Raw genomic sequence first — 15511 nt, 5'->3', positions numbered from 1 at the left:
TGGGCACCTAGTCCAGCGGGATCGGGCCCAGCTCGCCCAGCACGTCGCCCGGGCCCGGGTTGCCGGCTGCCGATGACCCGCCCAGGTGGTTGACGACTCCCCAGACCGCGTTCAGCCCCGTGGTCACGGCGCCGTCCGCCCACCCCGCGGTGAAGGACACGTCATCGCCGGCCAGGAAGATGCCGCGCTGGGCGTCCGGAAGCTTGTCCTGCTTGAAGTGGGTGAAGAGCCGCTGCTGGTAGCGGTAGTGTCCGGGCAGGTTGGCCTTGAAGGCGCCCATGAAGTTGGGGTCCGCCTCCCACGAGACGGTGATCGGCTGGCCGACGATGTGGCTGGCGATGTCCACGTCCGGGTAGATCTGCGCGAGCGAGTGCAGCATCAGCTCAACCCGCTGGTCCGCGTCCAGGGCCAGCCATTTCAGCGCGTCGTCGTTCCAGGTGTAGGAGAGCAGGATCACCGCGGGCCGGTCCGGTCCGTTGTCCAGGAGGTAGGTGGCACGGTTCAGCCGGTCCGTCAGCGTCATGGACATGACCTCGCGGCCTGTCGCCGGATCGATGTCCTTCCAGAACGGCCGGTCGACCATCACGAAGGTCTTTGACGACTGCATGTAGTGCGAGCGTTCGATCGCGGTCCACAGTTCCGCCGGGAAGAGGGTCTCTTCGGTGTGGATCCGGGTCGACAGGAGCCACGACTGGCACGTGGTCACGACGGCGGGATAGGCGGCCTCGCGGCCCCACCGCTCCCGGATGCGGAAGTCGCCGCTGCCGTCCCGGGCGATCCGGTCCACGGCGCCCCGCGGTGCGCCGGCGTGCAGTGAGGCCAGTGAGGTGCCCTCGGGCCAGTGGGCCATGCCCGACGGCGCGTGCTGCCAGAGCGCCTCCGGGAGCCGCTGCGCCCCGCCGGCAATGAACCGGTGCGCGTCGTCGGCGTCGGTGTAGACGACGCGCAGGATTTCGAGGATGGAGTTGGGGAAGTCTGTGTCCCAGCCGCCCGTGCCGAAGCCCACCTGCCCGAAGGCCTCGCGGTGGGCGAACCCGGCCTGCTTGAACGCGTCGCTGCCGGCGATGAAACCGTAGAAGGTCTGTTCATCGAGCAGGGGAAGCAGCGCGTTCCAGAGCTCCTTGATCCTGGCGGTGTCCCGGGCGCGGATGGCTTCCTGCATCTCGGCGAACCTGGCCCCGTCGTTGACAGCGGCCTTCCACGCCTCGGCGACCTCCCGGAAGAACGGCGGGAGGTCCGCCGGCGTGCGGGCGTAGTACTTCTCGCCGGCGAGCTCAATGACTGTGCTGGACGTGGCGGCCGCCAGCGGATTGGGGAACTCCTCGGTCGCCAGGCCGAGCAGCTCCACATAGTGGTAGAAAGCCCTGCCGGAGACGGGGAAGCGCATCCCGCCGAGGTCGGCGACGACGCCGGCGGCGGAGGGGAAGCTCGCGGTCCGCAACCGGCCGCCGATCTGGTCCGCCTCGTAGATCACCGGACGCAGGCCCAGCTTCATCAGCTCGTAGGCCGTTACGAGCCCGGAAAGCCCGGCGCCGACTACGGCCACTTCGGTCCCGTACAGCCCGGCAGGGATGGCGCCCAGGCCGTCCGGGTGGGCCAGGTAATGGTCGTAGCTGAACGGGAAGTCCGGATTCAGCATGGTGATGGGCGCCTCGGCGCCGGTGCCCGGCGTCGCCGGCCCGGGAGCCGGGAGTTCTGTTGCGGTCGTCATGAGTGGTGTGCCTTCATCGGTTCGGGAGCGGACGCGGTGTCGGAGGGGGCTGCGCCGGATAGTTCACGGTATTCCTCGTTGCTGAGCGCCGCTACCCGGGAGTTCCTGCGGCCGTAGCCGAAGTAGACGGCCAGGCCCACCAGCATCCACAGTCCAAAGACCACCCAGGTCTGGGCGCCCAGGTTGAGCATGAGATAGCCGCACATGACGGCGCCGAGGATGGGCGTCAGCGGAAACAGCGGAACGCGGAAGCTCCGCGTGAGTTCCGGCCGGTTGCGCCTCAAGTAGATGACCGCGATGTTGACCAGCGCGAAGGCGAAGAGCGTGCCGATGCTGGTGGCGTCGGCCAGCGCGCCGAGCGGGACAAGGCCGGCCGTGAGGGCGACTGCGGTGCCCACGATCAGGGTGCCGGCCACCGGGGTGCCGGTGCGGGGTGAGACGCGGCCGAAGATTTTGGGGACCATGCCGTCCCGGGCCATCGAGAGCAGGATGCGGGTCTGCCCGTAGAGGACGGTCAGCACGATGCTGGCGATGGCCAGCACAGCCCCGACGGCGAACACCAGCGCAATCCAGGGCTGTCCGGTCGTCTCCTCCAGGATTTTCACGAGGGCCGCTTCGGTGCCGTCGAACCAGCCCCAGGGCCGGGCCCCGATCGCTGCGACCGCGACGAGCACATAGATGGTGGTCACGATCAGCATCGAGAGCAGGATGGCCCGGGGCAGGTCGCGCTTGGGATTGCGGGCTTCCTCGCCGGCCGTGGAGGCCGCGTCGAAGCCGATGTAGGAGAAGAACACCCGGGAGGCGGCGGCCGAGACGCCGGCGGCGCCCATCGGCATCAGCGGCTCGAAGTGTGCGCCGTTGAAGGCGGTGAAGGCCACCGCGCAGAAGAACACCAGGATGCCGACCTTGACCAGCACAATGGCTGTGTTGATCCAGGCGCTTTCCCTGGCGCCGCGGACCAGCAGGGCCATGGCAAGGACCACGATCACGATCGCCGGCGCGTTGAGCACGCCTCCGTCGCCGGGTGGCTGCGAGATGGCGTCCGGGAGTTCCAGCCCGAAGACGGCAAGCGCCTCGTTCACGTACTGGCCGGCACCGACGGCGACGGCGGCCACGGAGACGGCGTATTCCAGCACGAGGCACCAGCCGCAGATCCAGGCCATGCCCTCACCCATGGTCGCGTAGGTGTAGGAGTAGCTCGATCCTGCCGCGGGCACCAGTCCGGCCATTTCGGCGTACGAGATGGCGGAGAGCAGCGCGGCGAGTCCGGCGATCGCGAAGGAGATCCAGATGGCCGGGCCGGCAAGCGGGACGGATTCGCTCAGGATCACCAGGATGCCGGTTCCCAGGGTGGCCCCGACGCTGATCATCGTAAGGTGCAACACCCCGAAGCTGCGGACCAGCTTGGTGCCGCCGTGGCCGGTTTCGGCTTCGCTGACGAGCTGTCCGATTGGTTTGCGGCGAAGCAGTTGCGCGGTCAGTCCGGGGCGGCCCGTGGTGGCCGGCGGCCGTTCTCCAATAAGCGTTGGCGCAGTCATCGTTGACGTCCGTTCTTCAGTAGTGGTCTTTTCCCCGCGTCCAGCCTAGGCGTGTGAGCCAGCTCTCACGATTGTGCAAAATGACCTATAGTCTTCAGTCATGAGACGTAATGCACTGAAGCCCGCTGTTCCGGACACCGGTGGCATCCGTGGCTGCTGACGACGGCGAGAGGCTGGGTTTCGTCACCCTGGCCCAGTTCCTGCGCCAACTGCCGCCGGAACTTTCCGTGCTGCACGACGGCGGCAACGGGGCGGAGCGGCTTCGCTGGGTGGAGCCGAGTGAACTGGAGGATCCCACCCCCTACCTGCTCGACGGCGAGTTCCTGCTCACCGCAGGCCTCCCGTTCCTGGGTGCGGGCGGCCGCGGGGAGTTCGTGGATGCCTATGTGCAGCGGCTGGTTGCGGCGCGGGTCTCGGCCCTGGGCTTCGGCCTGGAACCCTATTTCGATGAGGTGCCGGAGGCCGTGGTCCTGGCCTGCCGGCGGCACAACCTCACGCTCGTGGCAGTCCCGAAGACCGTGCCCTTCGCCGCCGTCGGCCTGGCGTTCTCGCAACTGCTGGAATCGGACAACGCCACGACGTTCCGGCAGCTCGCGGACACCAACCGGCAGCTCATGCGCGCCGTGCTGTCGGCGCGGCCGGAACACGAACTCCTGGCCGCCCTCGTGCAGCGGGTTCCGGTATGGGCGGTGCTCGTCGGTGCCGACGGGCGGCTGCGGGCCCGCGGAACTGCCACCGCCCCGGCTGCCCCAGGCGCCGCAAGTGCCGCAAGTGCCGGCGCCCCGGGGGAACGCGCCACGCCCGGCGTGGAGCTGGCCGTCCTGCAGCCCCTGCTGGCGAGGCTGCTGTCCGGCAGCGGCCCCCGCGTGGAGATGGACTCGTTCGGCACGGCCGGGTCGGCGCTGGTCTTCGGGTATCCGCTGCGCAGCACCCGGGACGCCAACCTGGGTGCCCTGATCCTCGGCACCGACACGCCGCTGACCCCCGCGCAGAACAGCGTCGTCTCCACCGCCGTCGGACTGCTGGAGCTGCTGGTGCGCCAGCGCACCAGCGGTTCACTGGCCCCCAGCCAGCTCGCCACCGCGCTGTTGCTTCATCCGGACAGCCTGGCGACGGGAGGCACCCGGCACCTTAACGGACTCAAGGACCTGCTGGCCCAGAGTGTCTCCACCACCCGGTCCGGGCCGCTGCGTGTGCTGCTGGGCCTCCGCCCGGAGCCTGCCGGGCGCCCGGACGGCCCGGCAGGCACTCCCGCCACCGGCCACACTGCCCGCTCGGGCGAAAGTCCCGTCCGGGAGCTGCTGGAGTGGCGCCGGATGTTTGATACCAAACTGGTGGAGATCACCGACTACGGCTTTGCCGCGATTACCAGGCTGAAGGTCGACGACGCCCTGCTGGCCGGCGTCGAACGGCTCGGCTGGCGCCTCGTGATCGGGAGCGCCACGGAACTCTCCGGGCTGGCGGAGGCCTACCGGCTCGCCTCGTCGCTCCGCAGCCGCGTGGGCACCACGGGTCACAGCGTCCGGGTGGATGACGTGACGTGGTCCGTGGCCGGGCTGCTCGGCCAGGAGGCCGGCGCCATGCTGGCCGCCCGGCTGCTGGCCCCGGTGCTGGCCATGGAACCGGAAAGGCGGGATGCCCTGCTCGGCATCCTCCGGGCCTGGCTCGGCGAGAACGGCAGCTGGGACGCCACGGCGAAGGCCACCGGCCTGCACCGCAACAGCGTCCGCCGGCAGATCGGCATGCTCGCGGAGCTGCTCGAGCTGGATCTCAACCAGGCCCAGGCCCGGGCGGAGCTCTGGATTGCGCTGCAGTACACGGGCGGGCTGGCCGGTCAGCTGCCCCAGGAGCGGTAGACTTCCGGCCGGCGATCGTCCAGGTACGCCACCTCGGGGCCGGAGGTGTCCCGCGCGGGCAGCTCCGCGAACAGGAGTTCGGCCCCGGCGCCGGCGGCGGCCAGGAGCGAGCCATCCGGCGCAGCAACGACGCTGCCGCCGAGGAAATCGCAGCCGTCCTCGGTTCCGGAGTGGTTGGCGTAGGCGAGTGTGAGGTGGTTCTCCAGCGCCCGCGCCCTGACCAGCAACTGCGGGACGGTATCGAAGCCCTCGGCGAGGGCGGTCGGGACGAGGAGCAGTTCGGCGCCGCGCACTGCGGCGGCCCGGACGGCCTCGGGAAATTCCACGTCGTAGCAGATCACCATGGAAGTCCTGATTCCATGGAAGTCCACGACTCTGGGGCCCTCCCCCGCCGGGACAAACGCCTGGCGCTCCTCCGGGCCGAAGAGATGAACCTTGGCATAGCTGAGCAGCTCGGCCCCGGCCTCATCGACGAGGGTGGCGGTGATCTGCCACTCCCCCGGCGGGGTGACGGCGGGCAGGCTGTAGACCAGCGCAATGCTGTTCCGGCGGGCGATCTCCGCCAGGGCCTGCCGGATGGAGGGCAGCGCCGTGGGGTCGAACTCCGCCCGCAGCCGCAGGGGCGCGTACCCCACCGGAAAGAGCTCGGGGGTCAGGAGCAGCCGGGCGCCGGCGGCCGCAGCCTTGCGCGCGGCGGCCTCCACGGCAGCACAATTGGCGCCAACGTCCAGCACCGCGGCGTTCGCCTGCATCAGGGCCAGTAGCACCATTACCACCTCAGCATCCAGCGGACCGCCCTTGGCGGCGGGTCCTCGCCCTCCAGCGTAGCCACGAGGCGGCGTCCCCGTGCCGGTGCATTTCCGCCCGGCCCCCGCGCCAGCGGGGCGGATCGCCCCGCAAACACCCGCCCGGCCCCCGCCCCAGCGGGGCGGATCGTCTCCAAATTCCCTGTGCGGCGCTGGCCGTAGCGGTCCGGAACGCCCCGGCATTCCCCGCCAGTGCGCCCACTGGCCTGCCGGCGGGCGCACCACCGGCCCTTCGGGACGACTTCCTCACCTACCTTGCGTTAACTTCTTGACTACAAGACGCGAATGCGGCACTCTTCATAGCATGCCCTCCCCAACGCGCTCAACGAGGAGCCGAACGAAAAACCCCGGATCCCAGTCCGCGCTCCGGCATCTGAACCAGCAGCGGATCATTGAATGCCTGCTCGCCGGGCCCTCCACCCAGGCGGAACTCGCCCGGCAGACCGGCCTCTCCACGGCCACCGTTTCCAACATCGTCAAGATCATGCAGGACGCCGGGCTCGCCTCCACCGAACCGATCACCAGCTCCGGTCGGCGGGCCCTGAACGTCCGGCTCAACAGCAACGGCGCCGTCGCCGTGGGCATAGACTTCGGCCGCCGGCACCTGCGCGTCGTCCTGGCCTCACTGAGCTACCACGTGATCGCCGAGGAATCGGTCCTGCTCCCCCTGGGCCACCACGCCGAGGAGGGCATCAGCGCCGCCGTCGCACTGCTGGACCGGCTCCTGGCCGGCAGCGGTGTGGAACGCAGCGCCGTCGTCGGGGCCGGCGTCGGCATCCCGGGCCCCATCGACCGCCGCACGGGGACGGTGGCGCAGGGCGCCATCCTGCCCGAATGGGTGGGCATCAATATCCTGCAACGCCTCGAGGAAGCACTGGATCTACCGGTTTTCGTGGACAACGACGCCAACCTGGGCGCCCTGTCGGAAGTCACGTGGGGGCCGCACACCGGGATCAGCAACCTGATGTTCCTCAAGATCGGATCCGGCATCGGCGCGGGGCTGATCCTGAACGGGATGCCCTACTACGGCAACGTCGGAATCACCGGCGAAATCGGCCACGCGACCATCCATGAACACGGGCTGGTCTGCCGCTGCGGGAACCGCGGCTGCCTGGAAACCATCGCCTCGACCACCACCATGATCGAACTCCTGGGCCGCGGCGAGGACAAGCCGCTGACCCCGGAGGACATCGTCCGCAAGGCCCTCGCCCGGGACTCCGCCACCCTGCGCGTGGTGGACGACGCCGGACTCGCCGTCGGCCGCGCGCTGGGCAATGTGGCCAACCTGATCAACCCCGAGGTGATCGTGGTCGGCGGGCCGCTGGCCGGACTCGGGGAGCTGCTGCTGGACCCGATCCGGCGGGGACTGGTCCGGCACGCGGTGCCCGTGATCGGCGAGACGACTACGCTCACGATGTCCTCGCTCGGCGACAGGGCCGAGGCCCTCGGGGCCACGGCCCTGGTGTTCCAGCACGCCGGAATCCGGCGGAACTGAAGTTTTCGTTATCGGGCCGTTGCGTTAAAGACTTGACGACAAGGCCTGTGATCCAGTTTACTTTTCCATCAGACGGCCCTGCGGTTTGCAGGGGCGGACAACGAAGTCATGCATTGGAGGCGTAAGGGCAGATGACGTCCCTCAACACGCACAGCGATCCGATTATTCTCGAGATGCGCTCCATCACCAAAGAGTTTCCCGGCGTTAAAGCATTGGCCGAGGTGAACCTGCGGGTGAAGGCCGGTGAGATCCACGCCATTTGCGGCGAAAACGGCGCCGGCAAGTCCACCCTCATGAAGGTGCTCTCCGGGGTTTACCCGTACGGCACCTACACCGGGGACATCGTCTACCAGAGCGAAGTCCAGCAGTTCAAGGACATCCGGGCCAGCGAGCACGCCGGCATCGTGATCATCCACCAGGAACTCGCGCTGATCCCCGAGCTGTCCATCATGGAGAACATCTTCCTCGGCAACGAGCCGACCAAGCGCGGGGTGATCGACTGGGCCGAGGCCCGTGTCCGTTCCACCGAACTGCTGGCACGGGTGGGGCTGCGGGAGGATCCGGAGACCCCGATCAAGGAAATCGGCGTCGGCAAGCAGCAGCTCGTCGAAATCGCCAAGGCCCTGAACAAGTCGGTGAAGCTGCTTATCCTCGACGAGCCCACGGCGGCCCTGAACGAATCGGATTCCCAGCACCTGCTGGACCTGATGCTCGGCCTGAAGGGCCGCGGCATCACCTCCATCATCATTTCCCACAAGCTGAACGAGATCGAGCAGATCGCGGACTCCATCACCATCATCCGTGACGGCAAGTCGATCGAGACGCTCGACGTCAAGGCCGACGGCGTTGACGAGGACCGCATCATCAAGGGCATGGTGGGCCGGACGCTGGAATCCCGCTTCCCGGACCACGAGCCGACGATCGGGGAGGTCTTCTTCGAGGTCAAGAACTGGAATGTGGGCCACCCGCAGATCCAGGACCGCATGGTCTGCAAGAACTCCAACTTCTTCGTCCGGCGCGGTGAGATCGTCGGCTTCGCCGGCCTGATGGGTGCCGGACGCACCGAGCTGGCCCGTTCTGTCTTCGGCCGCTCCTACGGCCGTTTCCTTTCCGGGCAGATCTACATGAACGGCAAGGAGATCGAGCTCAAGAACGTCAAGCAGGCCATCGATGCCGGGCTGGGCTACGTCACCGAGGACCGCAAGTCCCTGGGGCTGAACCTGCTCGATGACATCAAGGCCACCACGGTCTCTGCCAACCTCAAGAAGGTCAGCAAGCACAACGTGATTGACGCCAACAAGGTCTTCACCGTCGCTGAGCAGTACCGCAAATCGCTGCGGACCAAGGCTCCGTCGGTGGAGGAGGGCGTCGCCAAACTTTCCGGCGGCAACCAGCAGAAGGTGGTGCTGGCGAAGTGGATGTTCACCGACCCGGAACTGCTGATCCTGGATGAACCCACCCGCGGAATCGACGTCGGGGCCAAGTATGAGATCTACGGCATCATCCAGCAGCTCGCCAACCAGGGCAAGGGCGTCATCGTGATCTCCTCGGAGCTGCCCGAGCTGCTGGGCCTCTCGGACCGCATCTACACCATCTTCGAGGGGGCCATCACCGGCGTGCTCAACAAGGACGAAGCAAGCCAGGAAAACCTCATGAAGCTCATGACCTCCGCACGCAAGAGCGCCTGACCCGCCGGGGCCAGCTGCACCGAAGACTCCGAACACTCCGGAAACAAGGACTGAAACAATGAACGCGCTCAAGAAGCTCCTTGGCGGCAACACCCGCCAATTCGGCATGATCTTCGCCCTGGTGGCATTGATCATCTTCTTCCAGGTCGCCACCGGCGGAAACACCCTCACGCCCGGTAACGTCATCAACCTCTTCAACGGCAACTCCTACATCCTGATCCTTGCCATCGGCATGGTCCTGGTGATCATCGCCGGACACATCGACCTCTCCGTCGGCTCGGTCGCGGCATTCGTGGGCGTCAGCGTGGCCCTCATGATGCGCGACTGGGATATCCCCTGGTATCTGGGCATCCTCCTGGGGCTGCTGCTGGGTGTCCTGATCGGCGCGTGGCAGGGGTTCTGGACCGCGTATGTCGGTATCCCGGCGTTCATCGTCACGCTTGCCGGCATGCTGATCTTCCGCGGCGCCAACCAGTACGTGGGCAAGTCCAACACCATCCCGGTGCCCGCCGACTTCCAGAAGATCGGCTCCGGTTACCTGCCCGAAATCGGGCCGACCACCGGGTACAACAACCTCACCGTGCTGCTGGGTCTGCTCGGAGTGGCCTTCGTGATCTTCAGCGAGATCCGCTCCCGCCGGAACGCCAAGGCCCTGGGCGCCGAGGTGCCCGAAGCCTGGGTCAGCATCACCAAGCTGGTCCTGGTCTGCGGCGCCATCCTCTACGCGACCTATCTCTTCGCCACCGGACGGCCGGGCACGTCCTTTCCGATCCCGGGCCTCATCCTGGCGGCACTCGTGATCATCTACGGCTTCATCTCCTCCAAGACCGTCATCGGCCGCCACATCTACGCCGTCGGCGGCAACCGGCACGCCGCCGAGCTCTCCGGCGTCCAGTCCAAGAAGGTCAACTTCCTGGTGATGATGAACATGTCCGTCCTGGCCGGACTCGCCGGCATGATCTTCGTGGGCCGTTCCACCGCGTCGGGCCCGTTCGACGGCGTTGGCTGGGAACTGGATGCCATCGCGGCCGTGTTCATCGGCGGCGCCGCGGTGACCGGCGGTGTCGGCACCGTGATCGGCTCGATCGTCGGCGGCCTGGTGATGGCCGTGCTGAACAACGGCCTGCAGCTCCTCGGCGTCGGCGCCGACCTCACCCAGATCATCAAGGGCCTCGTGCTCCTGATCGCCGTCGCGTTCGACGTCTACAACAAGACGCAGGGCAAGAAGTCCATCATCGGCCTGATGTTCAAGAACTTCGGCCGGAGCAGCGAGATGAAGGCCGATGAGACCACGTCCACCAAAGAGGTCATCTCCAAGGGCGCCTAGTTCGCCCCCTGATCCGTTCCATCGCGATTCTCCGCACACCACCTAAAGAAAGTGAACCAAGCAATGCGAATGATTGGTAAAGCAGGAAAGGCAGCAGCAATCGCTGCTATTGCGGCACTGGCGCTGACAGCCTGCGGCCGTTCCGACACCGGAACCACCAGCGGCTCGTCCTCCGGGGGCGAAGCATTCCCGAAGAACTCCACCATCGGCGTCGCGCTCCCGCAGAAGACGTCCGAAAACTGGGTCCAGGCGGAGACACTCTTCAACGACGGCCTCAAAAATGCCGGCTTCACGCCGGATGTGCAGTTCGCCAACGGCGGCGTTTCGGAACAGCAGAACCAGATCAGCGCCATGATCACCAAGGGCGCCAAGGTCATCATCGTCGGCGCCATCGACGGCGCGCAGCTGGGCACCCAGCTCCAGCAGGCCAAAGACGCCGGCGCCACGATCATCGCGTATGACCGGCTGCTCCTGAACACCCCCAACGTGGACTACTACGTGGCCTACGACAACTTCAAGGTCGGTGAACTCCAAGGCCAGGCGCTGCTGGAAGGCATGAAGGCCAAGAAGCCGTCCGGGCCGTACAACATCGAACTGTTCGCCGGTTCCCCGGATGACGCCAACGCGAAGGTCTTCTTCAACGGTGCCATGAGCGTGCTGAAGCCGAAGATCGACGACGGCACCCTCAAGGTGCTCTCCGGCCAGACGACGTTCGAGCAGGCGGTGACCCAGGGCTGGAAGGCAGAAAACGCCCAGAAGCGCATGGACACCCTGCTCGCCGGGACTTACGGCAGCGCAACGCTCGACGGCGTGCTGTCCCCCAATGACACGCTGGCCCGCGCGATCATCACCTCGGTGAAGGCTGCCGGCAAACCGATTCCCGTCGTCACCGGCCAGGACTCCGAAGTTGAGTCCGTGAAGTCCATCATGGCCGGTGAGCAGTACTCCACCATCAACAAGGACACCAGCAAGCTCGTGGAGCACGCAATCACCATGGTCAAGGACATCCAGGCCGGCAAGAAGCCTGAGATCAACGATGACAAGTCCTACAACAACACGGTCAAGGTTGTTCCCGCATACCTGCTGGAGCCCGTCATCGTGACGAAGGAAAACGTCAAGACGGCCTACGTCAACGATCCGGTACTCGGGCCGCTGACGAAGTAATTCCTGTCTGGAAGTAGTTCCTGTCTGAACAGCACCCCGAAAAGCCCCGGTTCCGCCTCCTGGCGGGCCGGGGCTTTTTGCAGCCCGGGTGCCCCGGTGCGCATCTTCACAGCGGATCCATAGCTTCGGATGGCGGTCCGCACAGCAGCCCGTACCAGTCTGGTGTCAGCCGCCGGCCTTTCCGGCCGGCCTGAGATCCCTAGGAGTCACGTGAGCGTCCTTGCCCGAAGTATAGGCAACGCCTTCAGAAACAAGGTCCGAACAGCGGCCGTCGTGGCCGTATTGGCGGTTGCCATCGGCCTCGCCCTGGCCATGCTGGTGGCCAACCAAGCCGTCGCGGGGAAGGTCGCGGAACTGAATGCCTCGGTGGGCACAGTCCTGACCGTGAACCCGGCAGGCGGCCAGGGCTTCGAGGGCGGCGGCGAGCCGCTGACCGCGGAACAGGCAGCGACGGCGGCCGCCGTGCCCAATGTGAGCACCGTCGTCGGCACCAAGGCCCTCCGGCTGCGCAACGCCGCGGAAGTCGCGGCCCAGACCGGCACCCAGGCCGGCGCGGGAGGCCCTGGCGGGCAGGGCGGCGCAGCAGGTCCAGGCAGCCAGTCCGCGACCGCCGTGACCACAAGCCTCACGGCCGCCGTCGACGCCGGCACGCTCGGCAACCGCAACCAGGCCGCCACCGGAAGCACGGGAACATCCGGGAGCAGCACCGCACCGGCGTTCTCCGTGCCCGTCACGGCCACCGGGATCGGCGCCGAGGTGGACACCACCGGCAAGGCGCTGGCGCTGACGCAGGGCACGGGCCTGGGTGACTACACGGCTGCCTCCACCGGCGCCCTGCTGGGCACCACCCTGGCCGAGAAGAACGGCCTGTCCGTTGGCTCAACCTTCACCATCAAGGACCAGAGCTTCACCGTGGCGGGCCTGTTCGACGCCGGAACCGCCTTCGGCAACAACGCCCTCTACCTCACGCTCCCCACCGCCCAGACCCTCGCGGACCTCCCGGGCGAACTGTCCACGATGGTCGTGACGGTCAATTCCATGGAGAACGTCGACGCCGCCAAGACGGCGCTGCAGGCCGCGCTCGGCACCGACAAGGCCGATGTCAGCCAGGGCCAGCGGAACCTCCAGACCGCGGTCAGCTCGCTCGGGAGTGTCAAGAACATCTCCTTCATCGCCTTCGTGGCCGCCCTGGCCACCGCGGGCCTGATCATCCTGCTGATCATGGTCATGCTGGTCCGTGAGCGCCGCCGGGAGATCGGTGTCCTGAAGGCGATCGGCGCGCCGAACCGCACCATCGGCCTGCAGTTCGTGCTGGAGGCCCTGGTCCTGGTGGCCATGGGCAGTGTGGTGGGTGCCGCCGTCGCGTCCTTCGCCAGCGGCGGGATCGCCTCCGCCCTGATCAGTTCCAACACCGCGACGGCGGCGGCGACTACCGGCCGGCGCGGCCAGGGTTTTCCCGGCGGAGTACCCGGCGGCGCCGGATTCCCCGGCGGGAACCCGCTTGGCGGGGCCAACCAGCTGCTGACCTCCGTGACTGCGAGCGCCTCCCCCGGCGTCATCGCAGGCGGGATCGCGGCAGTATTTGGTGTCGCCATCATCGGGGCGCTGGTTCCGGCCCTGCTGACCGCCCGCATCCGTCCCATCGAAGTCCTCCGAGGAGAGTAGCCATGATCGAAGTCAAGAACCTGGTCCGCACGTTCAAGTCCGGCGACCGCACCATCACCCCGGTCAACGATGTGAGCTTCGAGCTCGAGCAGGGCACCCTGGCCTCGATCGTGGGCAAGAGCGGCAGCGGCAAAAGCACGCTCCTGTCCCTGCTCGGCGCCCTCGACAAGCCCACGAGCGGGGATGTACTCGTCAACGGAGTGAGCCTGGCCGGCATGCCGGACGGCCAGCTCACCGAATACCGCCGGCGGGACATCGGCTTCGTGTTCCAGCAGTTCAACCTGATCCCGAACCTCTCCGCGCTGGACAACGTCATGCTGCCGATGGAGTTTGCCGGGATCCGGAAGGCGGCCCGCCAGGAGCGGGCCCGGCATCTGCTGGAGCAGGTACAGCTTGATCCGGACAAGCATGTCCGCCGCATCAACCGGCTCTCCGGCGGCGAACAGCAGCGGGTGGCGATCGCCCGCGCGCTGGCCAACGCCCCGAAGCTGATCCTCGCGGACGAGCCCACGGGGAACCTGGACGAACAGACCGGCGAGCACATTATCGAGCTCCTCAGTTCGCTCAGCCGGAACCACAACACCACCATCCTGGTGGTCACGCATGACCGCTCGCTCGCCAACAAGACCGATCGGCGGTTCCGGCTCCAGCAGGGCCAACTGACGGAGGAGGCGGCACGCAGCCGGATCGCCGCAGCGTCACCCGCCTAACCCACGGCCCGGGAGCGTCGCATTACACACCGCTCCCGGCTTTCGGCGTGCGCATCCTGGGCACGCCCCGCCCGGGTGAGAGGATGACTCCATGAGCGCACACATCGCCACGCCCTGGTTGTCCAGCCAGCAGGACCCCGATCCCCGGACGGCCACCGGCGCCAGGCTGCGCTGGGGCGTGGTCGCCACGGGAGGCATCGCGGCGGCCGTGACCCGGGACCTGGAACTCCTTGCCGACGCCGAGCTTTACGCGGTCAGTTCCCGCACCCAGGCGGCGGCGGATGCCTTCGCCGCCGATTACGGCTTCGCCCGCGCCTACGGGGACCTGAACGGCCGGTCCGGCTACGACCGGCTGCTCGCCAACGACGCGGTCGACGTCGTCTACGTCGCCACCCCGCACGCCCACCACCACGAAATCGCCATGGCGGCCCTCAACGCGGGCAAGCACGTGCTCTGCGAAAAGGCACTCACTGTAAATGCGAGGGAGGCTTCCGAGCTGGTGTCGCTGGCGCGCGCCAAGGGCCTGTTCCTGATGGAGGCGATGTGGAGCCGGTTCCTGCCGGGCATGCAGCGGGCCTTCGAGATCGCCGGCTCCGGCGAGATCGGGGAGGTCAAGTGGGTGGGAGCGGACCTGGGCTTCCCGGCGCCGTATTCGCCCTCCTCGCGCCTCTGGGCCCCGAAGGATGGCGGCGGCGCGCTGCTGGATCTCACCGTCTACCCCCTGCTGTGGGCACTGGGCACCTTGGGCTTCCCGCAGACCGTCAGTGCCACCGGTTGGTTGAACGACGACGGCGTGGACGCCCAGAACGCGCTGACGCTCGGCTACCACCACGGCGCCCAGGCCCAGCTGACCTCATCCCTGCTGGCGCACGGCCCCCGGACCGCCACCGTGGCGGGCGGCGGGGGGTTCCTGCAGTCCATCGGCTCGATCAACAACCCCAAGGAGCTCGTGGTCCGCGTTGGCTTCGACGAGCCCCGGAGCGAGTCCTTCGACGTCGTGGGGCGGGGCTACAGCTACGAGCTGCGCGAGGTGACCCGCTGCATCCAGCAGGGACTGACCGAGAGCCCCGTGATGCCGCTCGAAGACTCACTGAACACCATGCGGCTATTCGACGGGGTGCGCGCCCAACTGGGCGTCAGCTACCCGAACGACGCCCGGTGACCGCGGTTTCCGGCGCCTGAATCGGCTCTGGTTTACGGCACGCTCTGGACTCACGCCCACGCGCGGACTTACCCTATAGGCAACCATCGAGCTTTCGGGGAAATGGGGTGTGCACGTGGACCCAGCATCAGTCCCGTTGCGCGCACGCCGTCAGCTCCGGCGGGTACTCCTGGGAGGCATCGCCGGCATCGCGTGGCTGACGCTCTCCGCCACGGTCGCCTGCGCGGACGACACCGCCACTCCCCCTCCGACAACCGACGGCGCGGTGGTCCAGGTCGCCGTGCCCGCCCCCGCACCAACGGCGCTCCCGACAACCGTGCCCGCCCCCGCACCCACGGCGCTCCCGACAACCGTGCCCGCCCCCGCACCCACGGCGCTCCCGACAACCG

The 15511-nt window shown here is 67.6% G+C and carries 12 protein-coding genes; 9 read left to right on the top strand and 3 right to left on the bottom strand.

Annotated features, from left to right (window positions below):
• Positions 1-7 precede the first annotated feature (7 nt).
• Both QCD75_RS11600 and QCD75_RS11595 read right to left on the bottom strand, forming a co-directional pair.
• Positions 8-1711: a flavin monoamine oxidase family protein gene (locus QCD75_RS11600; RefSeq protein WP_301228726.1), complete on the bottom strand. Its 1704-nt coding sequence runs from the start codon at positions 1709-1711 to the stop codon at positions 8-10.
• Entirely contained in the window at positions 1708-3249 is a 1542-nt protein-coding gene (locus QCD75_RS11595; RefSeq protein WP_301228724.1) for an amino acid permease, read from the bottom strand. Before QCD75_RS11595 ends, QCD75_RS11600 begins: the two co-directional genes overlap by 4 nt.
• 149 nt (positions 3250-3398) lie before the next feature.
• On the opposite strand from QCD75_RS11595, the gene QCD75_RS11590 reads away from it, so the two are divergent.
• A complete protein-coding gene (locus tag QCD75_RS11590) occupies positions 3399-5105 on the top strand; it encodes a PucR family transcriptional regulator (protein WP_301228722.1) in 1707 nt (568 codons plus the stop codon).
• Here the strand turns inward: QCD75_RS11590 and QCD75_RS11585 are convergent.
• Positions 5084-5875 carry a nitrilase-related carbon-nitrogen hydrolase gene (locus QCD75_RS11585; RefSeq protein WP_301228720.1) on the bottom strand — a complete coding sequence of 264 codons (792 nt, stop codon included), beginning with the start codon at positions 5873-5875 and terminating at the stop codon, positions 5084-5086. The two genes, QCD75_RS11590 and QCD75_RS11585, sit on opposite strands and share 22 nt — an antisense overlap.
• A 340-nt stretch (positions 5876-6215) precedes the next feature.
• On the opposite strand from QCD75_RS11585, the gene QCD75_RS11580 reads away from it, so the two are divergent.
• From QCD75_RS11580 to QCD75_RS11545, 8 genes are all read left to right on the top strand, one after another.
• Positions 6216-7406: an ROK family transcriptional regulator gene (locus QCD75_RS11580; RefSeq protein WP_301228718.1), complete on the top strand. Its 1191-nt coding sequence runs from the start codon at positions 6216-6218 to the stop codon at positions 7404-7406.
• A gap of 131 nt (positions 7407-7537) precedes the next feature.
• A complete protein-coding gene (gene mmsA / locus QCD75_RS11575; RefSeq protein ID WP_301228716.1) occupies positions 7538-9094 on the top strand; it encodes a multiple monosaccharide ABC transporter ATP-binding protein in 1557 nt (518 codons plus the stop codon).
• 58 nt (positions 9095-9152) lie between these two features.
• The gene (gene mmsB, locus QCD75_RS11570; protein WP_301228714.1) at positions 9153-10421 is read left to right on the top strand and encodes a multiple monosaccharide ABC transporter permease; all 1269 of its coding nucleotides are present in this window, start codon (positions 9153-9155) and stop codon (positions 10419-10421) included.
• Between the two features lie 63 nt (positions 10422-10484).
• Complete coding sequence (locus QCD75_RS11565; RefSeq protein WP_301228712.1) at positions 10485-11585, top strand: substrate-binding domain-containing protein; 1101 nt, start codon at positions 10485-10487, stop codon at positions 11583-11585.
• Between the two features lie 210 nt (positions 11586-11795).
• On the top strand, positions 11796-13250 hold the full coding sequence (locus QCD75_RS11560; protein ID WP_301228711.1) for an ABC transporter permease: 1455 nt from the start codon (positions 11796-11798) through the stop codon (positions 13248-13250).
• A gap of 2 nt (positions 13251-13252) precedes the next feature.
• Positions 13253-13960, top strand: a complete 708-nt coding sequence (locus QCD75_RS11555; protein WP_301228709.1) for an ABC transporter ATP-binding protein — start codon at positions 13253-13255, stop codon at positions 13958-13960.
• Between the two features lie 91 nt (positions 13961-14051).
• Positions 14052-15122 carry a Gfo/Idh/MocA family protein gene (locus QCD75_RS11550; RefSeq protein ID WP_301228707.1) on the top strand — a complete coding sequence of 357 codons (1071 nt, stop codon included), beginning with the start codon at positions 14052-14054 and terminating at the stop codon, positions 15120-15122.
• A gap of 115 nt (positions 15123-15237) precedes the next feature.
• Positions 15238-15511 (top strand): hypothetical protein (locus QCD75_RS11545; protein WP_441005472.1); only part of this gene is annotated, 274 nt, incomplete at its 3' end.

This window comes from Arthrobacter sp. PsM3 (assembly GCF_030433895.1).
In the GTDB taxonomy this organism is placed as follows: domain Bacteria; phylum Actinomycetota; class Actinomycetes; order Actinomycetales; family Micrococcaceae; genus Arthrobacter.
This window is presented reverse-complemented; position numbering and strand designations above follow the sequence as displayed.

Bases quoted from the DNA above. Each gene is read 5' to 3' on its own strand.
- QCD75_RS11600 (WP_301228726.1), bottom strand. From the start codon at position 1,711: ATGACGACCGCAACAGAACTCCCGGCTCCCGGGCCGGCGACGCCGGGC.
- QCD75_RS11595 (WP_301228724.1), bottom strand. From the start codon at position 3,249: ATGACTGCGCCAACGCTTATTGGAGAACGGCCGCCGGCCACCACGGGC.
- QCD75_RS11585 (WP_301228720.1), bottom strand. From the start codon at position 5,875: ATGGTGCTACTGGCCCTGATGCAGGCGAACGCCGCGGTGCTGGACGTT.
- QCD75_RS11580 (WP_301228718.1), top strand. From the start codon at position 6,216: ATGCCCTCCCCAACGCGCTCAACGAGGAGCCGAACGAAAAACCCCGGA.
- mmsA (WP_301228716.1), top strand. From the start codon at position 7,538: ATGACGTCCCTCAACACGCACAGCGATCCGATTATTCTCGAGATGCGC.
- mmsB (WP_301228714.1), top strand. From the start codon at position 9,153: ATGAACGCGCTCAAGAAGCTCCTTGGCGGCAACACCCGCCAATTCGGC.
- QCD75_RS11565 (WP_301228712.1), top strand. From the start codon at position 10,485: ATGCGAATGATTGGTAAAGCAGGAAAGGCAGCAGCAATCGCTGCTATT.
- QCD75_RS11555 (WP_301228709.1), top strand. From the start codon at position 13,253: ATGATCGAAGTCAAGAACCTGGTCCGCACGTTCAAGTCCGGCGACCGC.
- QCD75_RS11550 (WP_301228707.1), top strand. From the start codon at position 14,052: ATGAGCGCACACATCGCCACGCCCTGGTTGTCCAGCCAGCAGGACCCC.